This is a genomic window from Bacteroides sp. HMSC067B03 (genome assembly GCF_001811315.1).
GTDB classification, from domain to species: Bacteria; Bacteroidota; Bacteroidia; order Bacteroidales; family Bacteroidaceae; genus Bacteroides; species Bacteroides faecis.
In genome coordinates this window covers 243,660-259,599 of record NZ_KV804368.1, presented here as the reverse complement: position 1 = coordinate 259,599, position 15,940 = coordinate 243,660, and the positions used below count along the sequence as shown (strand labels likewise).

Genomic DNA, 15,940 nt, shown 5'->3' with positions numbered 1-15,940 from the left:
TATATTATTAATGTAATTTTTAAGTAGTTATGAAAAGAAAATTTGTAAGAGTGATGTTCTTCGGGGCGTTGGCACTTTCTACTGTCACCTATGTAGGCTGTAAAGACTACGATGATGACATTGACAATCTGCAACAACAGATTGATGCTGTAAAAGTGTCACTGGATGAATTGCAGGCTAAAGTAAATGGTGGAGCTGTCATCACGAACGTTACTAAGGGAGAAAATGGAATTACTGTAACGCTCAGCGATGGTAAAAGCTATGAGTTGACAAACGGTAAGGACGGTGCTGCTGGTAAAGATGCTGCTGTCTGGACAATCGGCGAAAGTGATGGCTATTGGTATAAAGATGGCGTGAAGACTCAATACAAAGCTGTCGGTGTAGATGGACAAGCAGGTGCTGATGGTAAGCCGGGAGCTGATGGCAAACCGGGTGAAGATGGCAAGCCGGGTGAAAATGGGCTGTACTATGTACCTAATCAGGAAACCGGATGCTTTGATATATGGAAAGATAACAAATTTGTTGAATCAACAGACATCAATTGGAAAGTTGCCTCTGAAGGAGGTATTAGCGCAGTACTTAATAGTAATGTGTTAACTCTTACCGGTGTTCAGGGAAAAGATGGTCAGTCTATCTCTGTTGACTTGGTTTCTGGTATCGCTTTGTCTTCTATAGCATTTATACCTGATGTTGTAAGCCAGGATGTTCCATATGCTACTACTAGTAATCCTTTCTATCATATTAAGAACTATTTGGATGAAACTAAGTATAATACTGCTAACAACGCTTTCAAAGAACAGTCTGACTGGGGAAAATCTAACGTTGTTGCAATGAACTATCGTTTGAATCCGGAAGATGCAAATGTAGATGCAAAAACTGTATATGGTTTCATTGACCGTAAAATTACGACTCGTGCTGCCGGTGACAGAACTGTTCTTTTGAACGTAGACAATAAAACTGTAAGTGATGGTGTTGCTGTCATCGATGCTACTGTCAATCCGAATGCATTGGTTGAAAATCAAGAATATAACATCGCTGCTTTGCAGGCATGGTATGGTCAGACACCTTTGACTTCTGATTATGTTCATGTGACTTCTGAAGAAATAGACCTCGTACTTGCCGATAGTGTAAAAACGGTGCAGGGTGAGGCTGCTGTAACATTCTACAAACGTACACAATCTATTGCTAAAGGTGAATCAGACGCTTTCATCAAACAGTTTGTTGCACTGGATGCTGAGGCAAATGCCGCATTTAAGTATACAGGCACTATTAATCTTAAAGATTACGTAGGATTGTATTCTGATATCAAGACTGACTGGTTGGCTGAATTGGGTTTCAAAGGTATGAGCTATGAATTCTCTATACCTGAAAAATATCTGGCTAATGATGATGAAAAGACTAATCAACAGTGGTTTATTACAAAAGAGGGAGAAAACACTCTTGCTAATGGTGTGATCAAAGTTAATCCGGAAGTCGTTAACGGAACTCCGGCTATCGGACGTACTCCGGTAGTGAGAGTAGATGCTTTCCTGACTAGCAATAATGGTGCGAAGAAACTGGTTGCTTCTTCTTACATTAAACTGTCTATTACAGAAGAAGATCCTACTCCGGGTACTAAACCTGATTATGGTACTATCAATATGTCTGATCCTAAGGCTGCTGATTATCATAAGTTAGAAAGCGATGATAATGCATTTACCAATGCTTATCCTCTTGATAATGTGAACATGGATTATCAGGCTATCAACAATAAGATTTATGGTACTGCTAAGTTGACTTCTACTACATTCTGGAATTATTATGGTGGTCAGGATCATAAATATAATGTATTGGTTACTGTAACAAATAAGAGTGGTCAGGAAGAAACAATCATCAGTGAAGAAGTTTCTCAGCAAACTGATGTTGTAATCTCTAATAAGGGTCTTCTGCTTAACATTAAGTTGAATGATGATGCTACTAAGACTTCAGCTATTAAAGTTGGTATCAACAACCTGATTAAGACTCAGAACACTTATAAGGATATTGACGGTAAGGGTGCTAAGTATTCAGTGAAGATTATCATTCCTTCTAATGATAATTCACATGGCGATATTAAACTTGAGCAAATATTCTATGTGAAGGAAGAATGTGTTCCTTATGTTTATAATCCTCTGTATTACAACGAAACTTATAAGTCTCTTGCTGATGGCAAAACTTATAATGACTGTATCGTGATAAAGGGACAGAATACTTCCGGTCACTGGGAAATGTCTTCTGTAGTAAGCGAGCACTTCGCTAATATGGAAGGAGAGAATATCTTCGAATATTATAATAAGGTGAATAATGTGAACGCTCTCCAGTTCCAGTGGGCTAGTGGTATTACTGGAGTTACTCCTGATCCTTTGACTTCATTCAATACGGATGAAACTGTGAAGTTGACTGAAGCGATGACTAAGCGTGACGATGTTAAGAACATGACTTACAAGGTTACTTTGGTGAACGATGAAACATGTAACTTCAACTATAACATTGTATTCGTTAATCCGTTTGTTGCCGGTACTACTAATGGCATAAGTATTTATGGTAATGGTATTGGTGAGAACACAGGTGCAACGATGCCGCAGGTTGTTGTTAAAGACAATGAAGGTAGCAATATCTATTCTTACAACAATACGTCAAAAACTTTGGTATTAAGCTCTAAGGCTACAGATACTTATAAGTTGACTAATGATATTGTCAGCGTAGAATATGCTTTCGTAGAGAATGCTGCTTGGACTGAACTGACTTCTAATATGTCTAAGGATTCTAAACTGGAAGTAAATGATGTAACAGGTGTTGTAACTTGGAAAAATCAAGGTTCTACTTTGGTGAAAGACTACAATCTTACTGTGACAGCGAAGGTTACATTCAAAGACTTGTCAGTCGTAACATGTAATATCCCTGTTAAATTGGCAAAAGACGCTCAATAACAGACTATTGTCTCCTCACAAAAAAAGTCTGACTTGAAAAAGTATGGCTTTTCATAATGACAGAGGACGTTCCAAGGAAATAAAGGGGCGTCCTCTGTTTTGAATTGAAATTATATAGTACAAACATGAAGAATAACTATCACATTCTTTTAGTTGCATTTTTGATGTGCTCTACTGTCGTTTTTGCTCAACAGTCGGGTGATATAAGCGGCCAACCTCGTGCTATAGAGGAAGGGAAGACGGTGTTCAATCCACATTGGTTTTTATCTGTTCAGGGTGGCGGTGCTTATACTGTGGGTGAATCTGCTTTTGGAGATTTACTTTCTCCGTCTGTAGCAATGGCTTTTGGTTATAAGTTTACTCCTTTGTTCGGGCTCCGGGCTGAGGTTAGCGGCTGGCAAGCTAAGGGAGGCTGGGTGAATCCGACTACTACTTATAAATATAAGTATTTGCAAGGCAGTGTAGATGCTATGCTCGATCTGAGTGATTTGTGTCGTGGCTTTAATTCCGAACGTATTTTCAATGCTTATCTCTTTCTGGGAGTGGGCTTGAATGGCGCTTTTAGTAATGATGAAGCTGTAGCATTAAACGCGGGCGGATATAAACTGCATCATCTTTGGACAGGTAAGAAAGTATATGTTGCAGGACGTGGTGGTGTGGGAGCAAACTTTCGTTTGAACGACCATGTAGCCATTAATCTGGAACTGAATGCCAATATGCTATCTGACAAGTTCAACTCAAAGAAGGGACGTAATGCTGACTGGCAATTCAATGCCTTGGCAGGTCTTACTTTTACGTTGGGTAAAAGCCATAGAAAGACAGCTCCTGTTTACCACGAAGTGGAACCACCGGTTACAATACCAGCGGCGGAAGAAGTTAAATCTGCTCCTGTAGTGGAGCAACCGAAAAAAGAAACAGTTATCAGGAAAGCTTTGAAACAGAATATCTTTTTCGCTTTAAATTCTGCACGTATTCAAGATGACCAGCAAGCTAAGATTGCTTCTTTGATTGAATATATGAAAAAGTACCCTACTGCAACAATGAATGTGACAGGTTATGCGGATGTCAATACAGGTAATCCTGGAATCAACAGAAGATTGTCTGAAGCTCGGGCTAACAATGTCGCTGAAGCATTGAAAGCTAAAGGTATTACAGCTGATCGGATTATCGTAGATTTTAAGGGAGATACTGTACAACCTTATTCCACTCCTGAAGAGAATCGTGTAAGTATTTGTATTGCAGAATGATATTTCCCACTCTCATGTGAGATTCTATTTTCCCCATTAACCTCGATATGAGGTGTTCTTGCATGAGAAATACATAGAAGTCTATGCTTGTGAAAGTCGGGACTTCTATATTCCCTTTTTCACTAGAATGTGAAAAGACTCAAAGGGGAATCCGAATATAGAGATTGTACTTGTGAAAGTACTCCTTTACTATTTGTCCCCTATGGAGGATGCCACCCTTTCTCACTGGCATCCTCTTTTTTATGCCGGACGGAATCAGCTTATTTGCTTCTATACGGTTTTATCTGCCGGAAATCCTCGTCATACAATCCCACGAGTAAACTTTCTCCTTTGCTATCTACCCTTAAGCCACCATAAGCGGCATCATTATAGACAGAATCCTGTCCTTCTTCAAAAAAGAAGGACTCGGCACCGAGGAATAACCTGCCATTTATTGTTTTATATTTCAGTACAATTTCGTTCTCATTTACAGGTTCGGGAGATTCCTGCAGCCGCATTATTTTTCCGACATGATTATGATCCAGTTTTAGTACGACATAACCGCGTTTGGCTTCCTGACCGTCTGTCAACTCAGAATTGGCTTCTTTATAGCTAAGTCTCATATAGTCTCCTTGCATCAGTGAACGGGGATCGACAGGAGCCAGTTGCAGCAATACGAGCTGTCCCTCTTTCAACGTCTGTTCTTTCTGATAGACAGACCAGTTGAAGTATACCAAAAGAAGGACTAAATTAGCGATGATCAGTATGGAACTATATTTTTTCATGTCTTGTCTTTTTTTGAGTGAGCACATACCAGGCTATAAGCAGCACGATTCCTGTGCAGAACAGGGTGATTGATTTCGTCAGCAAAGTTATATCCAGATCATAATAATATTTGGATATAGCGTAAATGAAGAGAAGGAGTGCGGCTGCGCACTCAGCTTTATAGCCATAATGAAAACATATCAGTATCAACAGGATACTGCCGGATAAATAAGGGGCATGCAGGCTGGGAAGGCAGATAAGGATGCAAAGGAGATAAATGCACACTTGATGTATCAGGCTCTTGACCTGCATCACCTGCATGATTTTATAAACTGTTATAAGGATTCCCGCCAACATGAAAACTGATATGATCCAATCATTGCTGCTTTGGGTTAAGTAATTGATAGACAATCCTCCCAACGCAAGGACGCATGAGACAAACAGACCGGAATGAATCGGTTTGTATTTAGAAAGATCCCCATTTGTATGGCTGAGTATTTTCGTCTCCAATAGATTGACAAATAAAAAAACAGCCATGATAGGTACAATAGCCACATTCAGAGGATTCGGCGGAGAGAGTAAATTTGTTATTTCTCCGAATAAGGCTGTATAAAATGAAACCACCGAAAGGAAAGTCAGGATGAATCCTTTGGATAGTAACATTGTAACTATGCTGATTCCTATCAGTACGATAAAGAGGACATCTATGTTTGAACTCATGCCAAAACCGGCTAATATACATCCGGCTATATAGCAGGTGATATTCATCGCATCCAGAAAAGGCTTGGTCAGGCGGCGATTGATAATCAAAGTAGTAATAATTAAAATACTTCCTGTGATCAGACAGGAAATTTCGGAGCGGAGGATGGAGGCGAGTGCCAGAAATCCCAGGAAAAAGATAGCAGTCAGAATCCCTCCGATAATTGAAAGGACTTCGATTGTCAGGTTACTCTTCTGTGCCATACCATTGTTTTTTAAGATGGAGGATTGTATAAATCAATAAGGTGGTACCCATGATGACGATAATTCCTGAAAAGAGGAATATGTTGACTTCCCTTAGTTTGCTGTGACAGATAAACAGGGACAGCAGAATCATCAGTATTGCAAAAGGAATAGCGGAAAGATAGAATAAATTCTTCTGTTTCCATCCGAACCATAATCCAGCCGAAAACAACAGGATAGTGCTTGCGAGCGGAACGGATACAATAACACCTTCTTCGCAAATTGCCGCAATCATAAGATAACTCACGTGTACAATGGTTGCCAGTGAAAGCAGGCTGACAAACCAGCGGTTCTGTCTGCTGAAAGTTCCTTTTATGCTCATCCATTCTGTGATGACAGTTGTCAGGGCACAAATCCAGGTTACTGCGCTGGTCAGTAAAGTGACTGCCCATAGATTATCAGACACAATCTGCAGAACGTATAACCATATAGTCGTGCAGAGCAGTCCTATAAATGTGAGCCAGAGTGGAGTGAAGCGGATGGCGACTGCCCAAAGGATGGTGAACAGTGTCCAGCCCAGAAACAGGTCGTATGCATCAGCCCCCGTCTGGTAGATTTGTCCGAATACGGCAAAGAGTGTACCTACCAGGAAAGTGGCTCCGGTGAGGATAATCTGTTTGATAAGTACGTTCCATCGAGTGAATATTGTCAGCAGAACAGATGCAACGAGTAATGTTTGTACTATTCCCAGTTTTGCAACTTTGGGGAGATCTTCCCAGTTATAGGCGAAGAAAAAGATGATTCCTGCCACTGTAAAACCAACGCCTGCGGCCAACAGGAAGATAGAAAGAAATTGGTTCCATTGCTTTTTATCGGCATACATTGATTGTCTGAATAGGAGTGAAGAGTCCGGTTTTTCCATGTGCTTCTCTTTTTTAATGATTGCAAACATAAGAAAATAAAATGATTATCTTTCGGTAAGATATAGAAAAAAGGCGGAACCTGGCTCATTGTTAGTCAGCAATGAGATCAGGTTATGCCTTTCTGAAGATAATCATCTTGTTTGTGTGCAAGAATAAATATCGTCGGAGAAGAAATCGTTAAAATACTTCCCGTATATGTTTATAATTAGAATTAATCGTATCAATCACTTCTTGTGAACGCCCGTTGATCAACAGTTTGTACATGGACTGGGCGAAGCCTACCATCTGGCCGAATTCTATTTTAGGGGGCATGGCAAGAGCGTTCGGATCGGTCATGATATTTACCAGTACCGGACCATCCAGTTCGAATGCATTTAATAAAGTAGTCAGTACTTCTTCCGGATCGCTGACATTGAATCCTGTCATTCCCATTGCTTCGGCTACCTGTGCAAAGTCCGGGTTCAGCATGTTTGTCTGCCAGTCCGGAAGTCCGTCGACTTCCATTTCCAGTTTCACCATTCCCAGGGAGCGGTTATTGAATACGATGATCTTAATCGGTAGTTTGTATTGGATAACAGTCTCCAGATCACCTAAAGTCATAGACAAACCTCCGTCTCCACAGAGCGCTATTACCTGACGGTCGGAGTAAGCCAGCGCTGCTCCGATGGCCTGTGGCAGGGCGTTTGCCATAGAACCGTGATTGAAAGAGCCCAGCATGTGGCGTTTTCCTGTAGCTTGTAGATAACGTGCACCCCATACACAAGTCATTCCGGTGTCAACTGTGAATATCGCATCGTCCGATGCCAGTTTATCAATCTCGGACATGACATATTCCGGATGGGTTTTGTTGATATCTCCTTTGTCTTCTGTATAAGCTGCCAGATCTTTCTTTACTCCTTCATATCTTTTCAGTTGTTTCAGCAGAAAAGTGTCGTCTGTTTTGGGATTCAACATACGCAGTAATGCCTGAATACTCATTTTTACATCTCCGCAAAGGCCGATATCTACTTTAGCGCGTCGTCCCAGACGTTCGGGCTTGATGTCTATTTGTGCAATCTTGATGTCGTCCGGCAGGAAAGCAGCATAGGGAAAGTCCGTGCCGAGCATAAGAAGTACTTCGGCTTCGTGCATGCTGTAATATCCGGAGGGCATTCCCAGCAGTCCGGTCATTCCGACTTCATACGGATTCTCATATTGTACTTCCATTTTTCCTTTGAAAGTATATACTACAGGGGCATTCAGTTTCTCGGAAAGCGCGATTACTTCCTCGTGTGCTCCCCGACAGCCGATGCCGCAGAAAAGAGTAATGCGTTTATGATTGTTCAGCAAGTCTGCCAATTGTGCCAAGTCTTCTTCTGCCGGACAGACTTCAGGCGGGGCAGGATAATTTTTTACCGAAGAATCGGCAGAGACGGAAGATGCTTTGGCAAGATCTCCCGGCAGCCCGACGACGGCTACCCCTTTTCGGGTAATGGCTGTCTGAATGGCCGATTGAAGCATACGTGGAAATTGTCCGGGAGTCGTCGCTACTTCATTATAGTAGCTGCAATCGTTAAAGAGCTTTATGGTATTGGTTTCCTGAAAGTATTCAGTTCCGAATTCTCCGCTGGGGATGGTAGAAGCGATTGCAATGACCGGTGCTCCCGACCGTTGGGCATCGTATAGTCCATTGATGAGATGAACATGCCCCGGTCCGCTGCTGCCCGCACAGCATCCTATTCGTCCGGTCAGTTGTGCTTCGGCTGCTGCGGCATAGGCTCCGGTTTCTTCATGACGTACATGTATCCATTGTATTTTATGATTCTTTCTGACAGCTTCGTTTACTTCGTTTAAACTATCGCCCGTCACGGCATAGATACGTTCTACACCGGATTCAACTAAAGTGTCTATCAGTTGTTCTGCTATTTTTTTTGCCATATTTATAATAGGTTTAGGATTGATTCTTAATGTAATAACAGATGTATGCCAAGAAAAGTTCTGTTTTAACATATGCTAATAAGTCCGTTGTGTCGGTACACATCGCGGGTTTTGTGTTAAAAATAATTTTGTAACAACTTTTTAGTATCGGAAAGGAAACAATTGTGATATCCATTTGTTATCTTTATAGGCGAAATCTTAACCTAATGTTTTTAACCTCTTAATAGCAGTAGAAAATGGATAGAAAGCAAATCGGCGTGTATGCCGGTAAAGTCTGGCAATTGTTGAGTAACAATGAGAAATGGGGCTATGGTACCTTAAAGAGAAAGTCCGGGTTGAAGGATAAGGAATTGGGTGCCGCTCTGGGCTGGTTATCGAGAGAAAATAAGATAGAGTTCTACGAATGTGATGAAGAGCTTTATGTATATCTCTGCGTAAATGTTTATATTGGATAAAAGAATGTCTGATGTTTTGATGAGAACAAATTAAATCCCCGAAGGTACATCTTGGTAGATGAGGCTTCGGGGATTCTGTTTTTTTATTCTTTCTCTTTCTTGTGTATTTTCATTTCAATGAGGAAAGCTGTCAGTAGTCCCGCACCGCCGAAGAGAAGTACACATGCGCCATATACGATACTTGCCTGACGTTCCACATCCCAGTTTCTGGAGTTGGTATATCCCGGAAATGCGTTGATACAGATGAAGAAGGCAACCAGCAGACCCAGTCCTATTCCGAGCATCAGCAGACCACTTTTCAAAGATCCGAAAGTGAACCGGGAACGGGAGTAGTTAAGGTTGAGAGATAAGTTGCTGTTAATTTCTCCAGTGTTGAGCTTGTCAGCCAGTTTTTCAATCATGGCTATCCGCTCTTTCTTACATACAAAAAGTTCAAATAATTTGTAGATTCCTAATGTAATAGTACCTACTACCAAGGGAATGGTGATAAAATCCATCATAATTATACTGTTTTTAAGTGAATATTTTCGTTCTTTGTATCGTTTGACGCAGTGGATGGAAAAAGGTTACACAGAAAAGCAGATAATTTGGATTCCTGCATTTTTCCTTTCCCGAACTGTAACCTTTTGTAACGGTCGGCGTCTAAAGAGTCAAGATGGAACAGAAAGACGAATCATACTATATTAAACGCATACTGGAGGGAGAAACGGAACATTTTTCCGTATTTCTTGACCGCTATAGTCGTCCGTTGTATGCGCTGATAGTACAGATTGTCGGTTGCCACGAAGATGCGGAAGAATTGCTTCAGGATGTTTTTCTGAAAGCTTTTCGCCATTTGAATCGTTATAAAGGAGAGTGCCGGTTTTCTACGTGGATTTATCGCATTGCTTACAATGCCGCTATCTCGGCTACCCGGAAAAAGAAGCAGGAACTGCTTTATATAGAAGAGAACACTATTAATAATGTACCCGATGATGTAGCGGACAGTGTGCTTGCCCGGGCAGAGGACGAAGAACAGGTAGATCGTCTGAGCAGGGCAATAGATCAGTTGAACGGAGAAGAGAAAGCATTGATTACTTTGTTCTATTATGAAGAAAAGTCACTGGAAGAGATCGGTGAGGTACTGAAAATATCGATTAGTAATGTAAAGGTCAGACTTCATCGTACCCGGAAAAAGATCTGTGTATTGATGAATAATAAATAAGAAGAGGAGATATGGAAGAGGAAAGAAAGATAAAAGAGAATACGGGCAATATGCTGAAACAAGCATTGGAACGGAGGCAAACGGAACAACTGTCTTCCAATTTTTCGTATCGGATGATGGAGCGTATTCATCTGGAAGCCGAGAAGCAGACGAAACGGAAAACGAGCATAGGGTGGGTGGCTTTGCTGGTATCCGTTCTGGCGTTGGTGGGACTTGGTATCTACGTACTTACTTTTTATCTCGACTTCAGTTTTGCCGGTATTATGCCGAAAATGAATCTCCGGCAGGATTCTTCTTTGTTTGCATTCTATGTATATATTGCTTTGTTGGCGTTGGTCTTGCTCGCGTTAGATTATTGGCTGCATAAGAAGTATATCTGGAAATAATTCTGTTACTTTGCATAACAATTAAAGCATTGCGAAGAAACAAGAAGAAATAATGAGAAGTTTTGCCTCTGACAATAATTCCGGTGTGCATCCATTGGTGATGGAAGCATTGAGCCGGGCGAACGCGGATCATGCGTTAGGTTATGGTGATGATCAATGGACGGAAGAAGCCGTAGCTAAGATAAAAGAAACTTTTACCCCGGACTGTGTACCTCTGTTTGTATTCAATGGTACGGGCAGTAATGTGGTGGCGTTGCAAGTGATGACCCGTCCGTATCATTCTATTTTCTGTGCGGAAACTGCCCATATTTATGTAGACGAATGCGGTTCTCCCGTTAAGATGACCGGTTGCCAGATTCGTCCCATTGCCACAGCCGATGGTAAGCTGACTCCCGAATTAATGCAACCTTATCTGCATGGCTTTGGCGACCAGCACCATTCGCAACCCAGAGCGCTTTACCTTTCCCAATGTACCGAACTCGGAACGATTTATACTCCCGAAGAGCTGAAACGCCTGACTGACTTTGCCCATCTGAACGGTATGTATGTCCACATGGACGGAGCAAGAATAGCCAATGCCTGTGCCGCTCTCCGTCTTTCCCTTAAAGAGCTGACTGTAGACTGTGGTGTAGACATCCTAAGTTTCGGTGGAACTAAAAATGGGCTGATGATGGGAGAATGTGTGATTATATTTAATAAAGATCTGCAAAGAGAAGCCCGCTTTGTCCGAAAGCAATCTGCCCAGTTGGCTTCTAAGATGCGTTATCTTTCCTGTCAGTTTACTGCCTATCTGACCGATGATTTGTGGCTGAAGAATGCCGCTCATGCCAATAAGATGGCAGGCAAGCTTTATCAGGCACTGAAGGAACTGCCGGAAGTTACCTTCACTCAAAAGCCGGAGAGCAACCAGTTGTTTCTGACCATGCCCCGCCCGACTATCGACCGGATGCTGGAATCTTATTTTTTCTATTTCTGGAATGAAGCGAATAATGAGATCCGTCTGGTGACTTCTTTTGATACTACGGAAGAGGATGTAAATCAATTTATTCGACTTTTGAGACGTTAAAAGAGAAGAATGGAACAACAAAAGCGCCTATAATACTGTTGTAATAAGAAGTTTGGGACTAACTTTGTCCCCATATTTTTTCTTATTATGATGGATACTAGACGAAACGGACTAATATTGTTGGCGCTATTGTTGTTGACACGAACTACTATACATGCGCAGACTGACTCTATGGGCAAAGATTTGCCGGTAGATTCTGTCTCTATAGTAACGTCGGACTCACTCCAGGCAAAGCGTAGCTTTTTCAAGAAGTTTCTCGACTACTTTAATGACGCCAATAAGGAAAAGAAAAATAAAAAATTCGATTTCAGTGTCATTGGTGGTCCTCATTATTCCAGTGACACAAAGTTTGGGCTTGGATTGGTGGCAGCAGGTCTGTATCGCACAGACCGCAATGATACGATTTTTCCTCCTTCGAATGTTTCTCTTTATGGAGATGTCTCTACTGTTGGATTCTACCTGTTGGGTGTAAGAGGCAATCACCTGTTCCCACAAGAAAAATACCGCTTGAATTATAACCTTTATTTTTATTCTTTCCCCAGCCTTTATTGGGGAAGGGGATATGATAATGGAGCGAACTCTGATAATGAAAGTGACTATAAACGCTTTCAGGCACAGGTGAAAGTAGACTTCATGTTCCGTGTAGCGAAGAGTTTCTATATCGGGCCAACGGCTGTGTTTGATTATATAGACGGACGTGACTTTGAGAAACCGGAGCTTTGGGAAGGCATGTCGGCACGGACTACCAATACGAGTCTCGGGCTTTCCCTCCTTTATGATTCCCGTGATTTTCTGACAAATGCCTATCGGGGATATTATCTGCGGATCGACCAACGATTTAGTCCGGCTTTTCTTGGCAATAAATATGCTTTCAGCAGTACGGAACTGACGACCAGCTATTACCATCCGGTATGGAAAGGCGGGGTATTGGCAGGGCAGTTTCACACTTTGCTGAATTATGGCAATCCTCCGTGGGGATTGATGGCAACACTCGGAAGTTCTTACTCGATGCGTGGTTATTATGAAGGGCGCTATCGCGACAAGTGTGCAATGGATGCACAGATAGAACTCCGTCAGCATGTCTGGAAGCGGAACGGAGTTGCCGTATGGGCAGGAGCGGGAACTGTATTTCCGCGCTTCTCCGATTTTACGCCGAAACATATTCTTCCCAATTACGGTTTCGGCTACCGCTGGGAATTTAAGAAGAGAGTAAATGTACGTTTGGATTTAGGGTTTGGCAAGCACCAGACCGGATTTATATTTAATATCAATGAAGCTTTTTAAGAACATAAAGAAATGGTTTGAAAATCAGGAACACTTGTTCTATTTGTTCCTGATTGTTCTGATAATGCCCAACATCGTTCTGTGTTTTACAGAACCTTTGCCGCTAATGGCGAAAGTATGCAATGTGTTGTTGCCTTTTGCCTGTTACTATCTGTTGATGACTTTGTCCCGCAACTGTGGTAAGATGCTTTGGATTCTGTTCGTGTTCCTGTTTTTCGGAGCCTTCCAGATCGTGCTGCTCTATCTGTTCGGACAGTCCATCATCGCTGTAGATATGTTTCTGAATTTGGTAACGACCAATTCGAGTGAAGCGATGGAATTGCTGGACAACTTATTGCCGGCTATCGTCACTGTAGTCCTGCTATATATCCCTGCTCTCATATTGGGTATGATTTCGATTCTCCGCAAGCGCCGGCTTTCTGTGGAATTTATCCGCAGAGAACGGAAAAGAGCTTTTGTGCTGCTGGGAATCTCCCTTCTGGCTCTTGCCGGTGCTTATTGGGAAGACTCCCGGTATGAACTGAAATCGGACCTGTACCCTTTCAATGTATGCTATAACGTGGGACTTGCTTTTCAACGGACAGCATTGACACAAAATTACCGCCACACCTCGAAAGAGTTCACTTTTCATGCTAAAGCCACTCATCCGGCGGATAAGCGCGAAGTGTACGTAATGGTAGTAGGAGAAACATCCCGCGCATTGAACTGGCAACTATACGGATATGAACGTGAGACAAATCCACTGTTGTCCCGTCAACCGGGAATCGTTGCTTTCCCGAAAGTTCTGACAGAATCCAATACCACCCACAAAAGCGTACCCATGCTGATGTCCGGTATTACCGCCTGTAACTTCGATTCCATTTACTATCAGAAAGGAATCATCACAGCCTTTAGCGAAGCTGGTTACCGGACGGCCTTTTTTTCCAATCAGCGTTATAATCATTCTTTCATCGATTTCTTCGGGATGGAAGCCGACACATTTGATTTTATAAAAGAAGACTCGCCGGATGCGGCATACAATCCTTCCGACGATGAACTGCTGAAACTGGTAGAAAAAGAATTGGCGAAAGGGAACCGGAAACAGTTTATCGTGCTTCATACATACGGTTCTCATTTCAATTACCGCGAACGTTATCCGTCGGAAGATGCCTTCTTCCTGCCTGACTATCCGGTAGAAGCAGAAGTAAAGTATCGTGATAATCTGGTGAATGCTTACGATAACACTATCCGTTATACGGATGGTTTCCTGGCACGTCTGATTCATATGCTTGAAGAGCAGCAGGTGGATGCTGCCATGCTCTACACCTCTGATCACGGAGAAGATATTTTTGATGATTCGCGTCATCTGTTTCTTCATGCTTCTCCGGTTCCTTCTTATTATCAACTCCATGTCCCTTTCCTGATATGGATGTCCGACATCTATCGGGAAACGTATCCGGAACATTGGAAAGCAATGGTGGAGAATAAGGATAAAAATATATCTTCCAGCTGTTCGTTCTTTCCTACCATGCTGGAACTGGGGGGAGTGGAAACCTCTTATCGCAACGACGCATACTCTGTGGTCAGCCCTCTTTACACCATGAAGCCGAGAGTATATCTGAATGACCATAATGAACCCCGTCCGTTAGATGATCTGGGAATGAGAAAGCCGGACTTCCAGATGCTGAAAGCAACAGGATTTAAGTATTAGGTATCAGGTATTGATCGTAGCGTCGTGTAGCTCTGCCTATACAGCTACGGTGTAATACCTAATACTTATTCATTAATCCTTGTTAATTCTTTTATCCAAAAGCAGGATTGGCGTGTTATTTGCGATATAGAAGTATGAACGATTAAATTCATAAAACATGGCCTATATAGATTATTATAAGATTCTTGGAGTTGACAAAAGTGCTTCTCAGGATGATATAAAAAAGGCTTTTCGTAAGTTGGCCCGTAAGTATCATCCTGACCTGAACCCTAATGACCCGAGTGCAAAGGACAAGTTTCAGGAGATAAATGAAGCCAATGAAGTATTGAGTGACCCCGAGAAACGTAAGAAGTATGACGAATACGGGGAGCACTGGAAACATGCTGATGAGTTCGAAGCTCAGAAAAGAGCACAGCAACAAGCAGGTGGCTATGGCGGTGCCGGCGGATTCGGAGGATTCGGTGGTGCAGGTCAGGGATTCTCTGATGGCAACGGAACATATTGGTATTCGTCCGACGGTGGTGAAGGGTTCTCCGGAGGCAATGCCGGTGGTTTCTCTGATTTCTTCGAATCGATGTTCGGACATCGGGGCAGGGGACAAGGCTCTGCCGGATTCCGTGGACAGGACTTTAATGCTGAACTTCATCTTTCCCTTCGTGATGCTGCTCAGACGCATAAACAGATATTGACCGTTAATGGTAAACAAGTACGTATTACCATTCCGGCAGGTGTGGCCGACGGACAGGTGATTAAACTGAAAGGCTACGGAGCCGAAGGGGTGAACGGAGGCCCGGCAGGTGACCTGTACATCACGTTCGTCATTGCCGAAGACCCTGTGTTCAAACGCTTGGGTGATGATTTGTACGTAGATGTGGAAGTAGACCTCTATACTGCTGTATTAGGTGGTGAAAAAGTGGTTGACACGCTGGACGGTAAAGTGAAGCTGAAGATTAAGCCGGAGACTCAGAACGGTACGAAAGTACGTCTGAAAGGTAAGGGATTCCCGGTTTATAAGAAGGAAGGACAATCCGGTGACTTGATAGTGACCTATTCCGTCAAGATTCCGACGAATCTGACAGAAGCGCAGAAGGAGTTGTTCCGTCAATTACAGAGTATGAACTAAAATGAATGAGC

14 protein-coding genes are annotated in these 15,940 nt (G+C 42.5%); 9 read left to right on the top strand and 5 right to left on the bottom strand.

The genetic code is table 11. The features are described from left to right. The first annotated feature begins 29 nt into the window (after positions 1-29). Positions 30-2,948: a PL29 family lyase N-terminal domain-containing protein gene (locus HMPREF2794_RS14860; RefSeq protein ID WP_240052943.1), complete on the top strand. Its 2,919-nt coding sequence runs from the start codon at positions 30-32 to the stop codon at positions 2,946-2,948. Positions 2,949-3,073: 125 nt separating this feature from the next. After that, positions 3,074-4,195 (top strand): OmpA family protein, encoded by a 1,122-nt coding sequence (locus tag HMPREF2794_RS14855; protein WP_022302503.1) that lies wholly within the window; start codon positions 3,074-3,076, stop codon positions 4,193-4,195. A 260-nt stretch (positions 4,196-4,455) separates the two neighbouring features. On the opposite strand, the gene HMPREF2794_RS14850 is transcribed toward HMPREF2794_RS14855, so the two are convergent. The 4 genes from HMPREF2794_RS14850 to HMPREF2794_RS14835 all read right to left on the bottom strand — a co-directional run bounded on the left by HMPREF2794_RS14850 (position 4,456) and on the right by HMPREF2794_RS14835 (position 8,721). Continuing rightward, on the bottom strand, positions 4,456-4,959 hold the full coding sequence (locus HMPREF2794_RS14850; protein WP_010539037.1) for a GDYXXLXY domain-containing protein: 504 nt from the start codon (positions 4,957-4,959) through the stop codon (positions 4,456-4,458). Continuing rightward, entirely contained in the window at positions 4,946-5,902 is a 957-nt protein-coding gene (locus tag HMPREF2794_RS14845) for a DUF4401 domain-containing protein (RefSeq protein WP_022302504.1), read from the bottom strand. Before HMPREF2794_RS14845 ends, HMPREF2794_RS14850 begins: the two co-directional genes overlap by 14 nt. Beyond that, complete coding sequence (locus HMPREF2794_RS14840) at positions 5,886-6,803, bottom strand: DUF2157 domain-containing protein (protein ID WP_022302505.1); 918 nt, start codon at positions 6,801-6,803, stop codon at positions 5,886-5,888. Before HMPREF2794_RS14840 ends, HMPREF2794_RS14845 begins: the two co-directional genes overlap by 17 nt. A gap of 178 nt (positions 6,804-6,981) precedes the next feature. Beyond that, a complete protein-coding gene (locus HMPREF2794_RS14835; RefSeq protein ID WP_010539034.1) occupies positions 6,982-8,721 on the bottom strand; it encodes a thiamine pyrophosphate-dependent enzyme in 1,740 nt (579 codons plus the stop codon). 236 nt (positions 8,722-8,957) lie between these two features. Between HMPREF2794_RS14835 and HMPREF2794_RS14830 the strand changes: the two genes are divergently transcribed. Continuing rightward, positions 8,958-9,176: a winged helix-turn-helix domain-containing protein gene (locus tag HMPREF2794_RS14830; RefSeq protein ID WP_010539033.1), complete on the top strand. Its 219-nt coding sequence runs from the start codon at positions 8,958-8,960 to the stop codon at positions 9,174-9,176. An 83-nt stretch (positions 9,177-9,259) separates the two neighbouring features. On the opposite strand, the gene HMPREF2794_RS14825 is transcribed toward HMPREF2794_RS14830, so the two are convergent. Continuing rightward, a complete protein-coding gene (locus HMPREF2794_RS14825) occupies positions 9,260-9,676 on the bottom strand; it encodes a DUF6249 domain-containing protein (RefSeq protein ID WP_010539032.1) in 417 nt (138 codons plus the stop codon). A gap of 155 nt (positions 9,677-9,831) precedes the next feature. On the opposite strand from HMPREF2794_RS14825, the gene HMPREF2794_RS14820 reads away from it, so the two are divergent. The 6 genes from HMPREF2794_RS14820 to HMPREF2794_RS14795 all read left to right on the top strand — a co-directional run bounded on the left by HMPREF2794_RS14820 (position 9,832) and on the right by HMPREF2794_RS14795 (position 15,929). Next, a complete protein-coding gene (locus tag HMPREF2794_RS14820) occupies positions 9,832-10,380 on the top strand; it encodes an RNA polymerase sigma factor (RefSeq protein ID WP_010539031.1) in 549 nt (182 codons plus the stop codon). An 11-nt stretch (positions 10,381-10,391) separates the two neighbouring features. After that, positions 10,392-10,766, top strand: a complete 375-nt coding sequence (locus HMPREF2794_RS14815) for a hypothetical protein (protein ID WP_010539030.1) — start codon at positions 10,392-10,394, stop codon at positions 10,764-10,766. Between the two features lie 52 nt (positions 10,767-10,818). Then, positions 10,819-11,832, top strand: a complete 1,014-nt coding sequence (locus HMPREF2794_RS14810; RefSeq protein WP_010539029.1) for a threonine aldolase family protein — start codon at positions 10,819-10,821, stop codon at positions 11,830-11,832. 90 nt (positions 11,833-11,922) lie between these two features. Next, positions 11,923-13,116, top strand: coding sequence for a BamA/TamA family outer membrane protein (locus tag HMPREF2794_RS14805; RefSeq protein ID WP_070751803.1), 1,194 nt, complete (start codon positions 11,923-11,925; stop codon positions 13,114-13,116). Next, positions 13,103-14,806: a phosphoethanolamine transferase family protein gene (locus tag HMPREF2794_RS14800; protein WP_022302509.1), complete on the top strand. Its 1,704-nt coding sequence runs from the start codon at positions 13,103-13,105 to the stop codon at positions 14,804-14,806. The genes HMPREF2794_RS14805 and HMPREF2794_RS14800 overlap by 14 nt, the downstream gene beginning before the upstream one ends. A 157-nt stretch (positions 14,807-14,963) precedes the next feature. Further along, complete coding sequence (locus tag HMPREF2794_RS14795) at positions 14,964-15,929, top strand: DnaJ C-terminal domain-containing protein (protein ID WP_010539026.1); 966 nt, start codon at positions 14,964-14,966, stop codon at positions 15,927-15,929. Positions 15,930-15,940 lie beyond the last annotated feature (11 nt).

Bases quoted from the DNA above. Each gene is read 5' to 3' on its own strand.
- HMPREF2794_RS14860 (WP_240052943.1), top strand. From the start codon at position 30: ATGAAAAGAAAATTTGTAAGAGTGATGTTCTTCGGGGCGTTGGCACTT.
- HMPREF2794_RS14855 (WP_022302503.1), top strand. From the start codon at position 3,074: ATGAAGAATAACTATCACATTCTTTTAGTTGCATTTTTGATGTGCTCT.
- HMPREF2794_RS14850 (WP_010539037.1), bottom strand. From the start codon at position 4,959: ATGAAAAAATATAGTTCCATACTGATCATCGCTAATTTAGTCCTTCTT.
- HMPREF2794_RS14845 (WP_022302504.1), bottom strand. From the start codon at position 5,902: ATGGCACAGAAGAGTAACCTGACAATCGAAGTCCTTTCAATTATCGGA.
- HMPREF2794_RS14840 (WP_022302505.1), bottom strand. From the start codon at position 6,803: ATGGAAAAACCGGACTCTTCACTCCTATTCAGACAATCAATGTATGCC.
- HMPREF2794_RS14835 (WP_010539034.1), bottom strand. From the start codon at position 8,721: ATGGCAAAAAAAATAGCAGAACAACTGATAGACACTTTAGTTGAATCC.
- HMPREF2794_RS14830 (WP_010539033.1), top strand. From the start codon at position 8,958: ATGGATAGAAAGCAAATCGGCGTGTATGCCGGTAAAGTCTGGCAATTG.
- HMPREF2794_RS14825 (WP_010539032.1), bottom strand. From the start codon at position 9,676: ATGATGGATTTTATCACCATTCCCTTGGTAGTAGGTACTATTACATTA.
- HMPREF2794_RS14820 (WP_010539031.1), top strand. From the start codon at position 9,832: ATGGAACAGAAAGACGAATCATACTATATTAAACGCATACTGGAGGGA.
- HMPREF2794_RS14815 (WP_010539030.1), top strand. From the start codon at position 10,392: ATGGAAGAGGAAAGAAAGATAAAAGAGAATACGGGCAATATGCTGAAA.
- HMPREF2794_RS14810 (WP_010539029.1), top strand. From the start codon at position 10,819: ATGAGAAGTTTTGCCTCTGACAATAATTCCGGTGTGCATCCATTGGTG.
- HMPREF2794_RS14805 (WP_070751803.1), top strand. From the start codon at position 11,923: ATGGATACTAGACGAAACGGACTAATATTGTTGGCGCTATTGTTGTTG.
- HMPREF2794_RS14800 (WP_022302509.1), top strand. From the start codon at position 13,103: ATGAAGCTTTTTAAGAACATAAAGAAATGGTTTGAAAATCAGGAACAC.
- HMPREF2794_RS14795 (WP_010539026.1), top strand. From the start codon at position 14,964: ATGGCCTATATAGATTATTATAAGATTCTTGGAGTTGACAAAAGTGCT.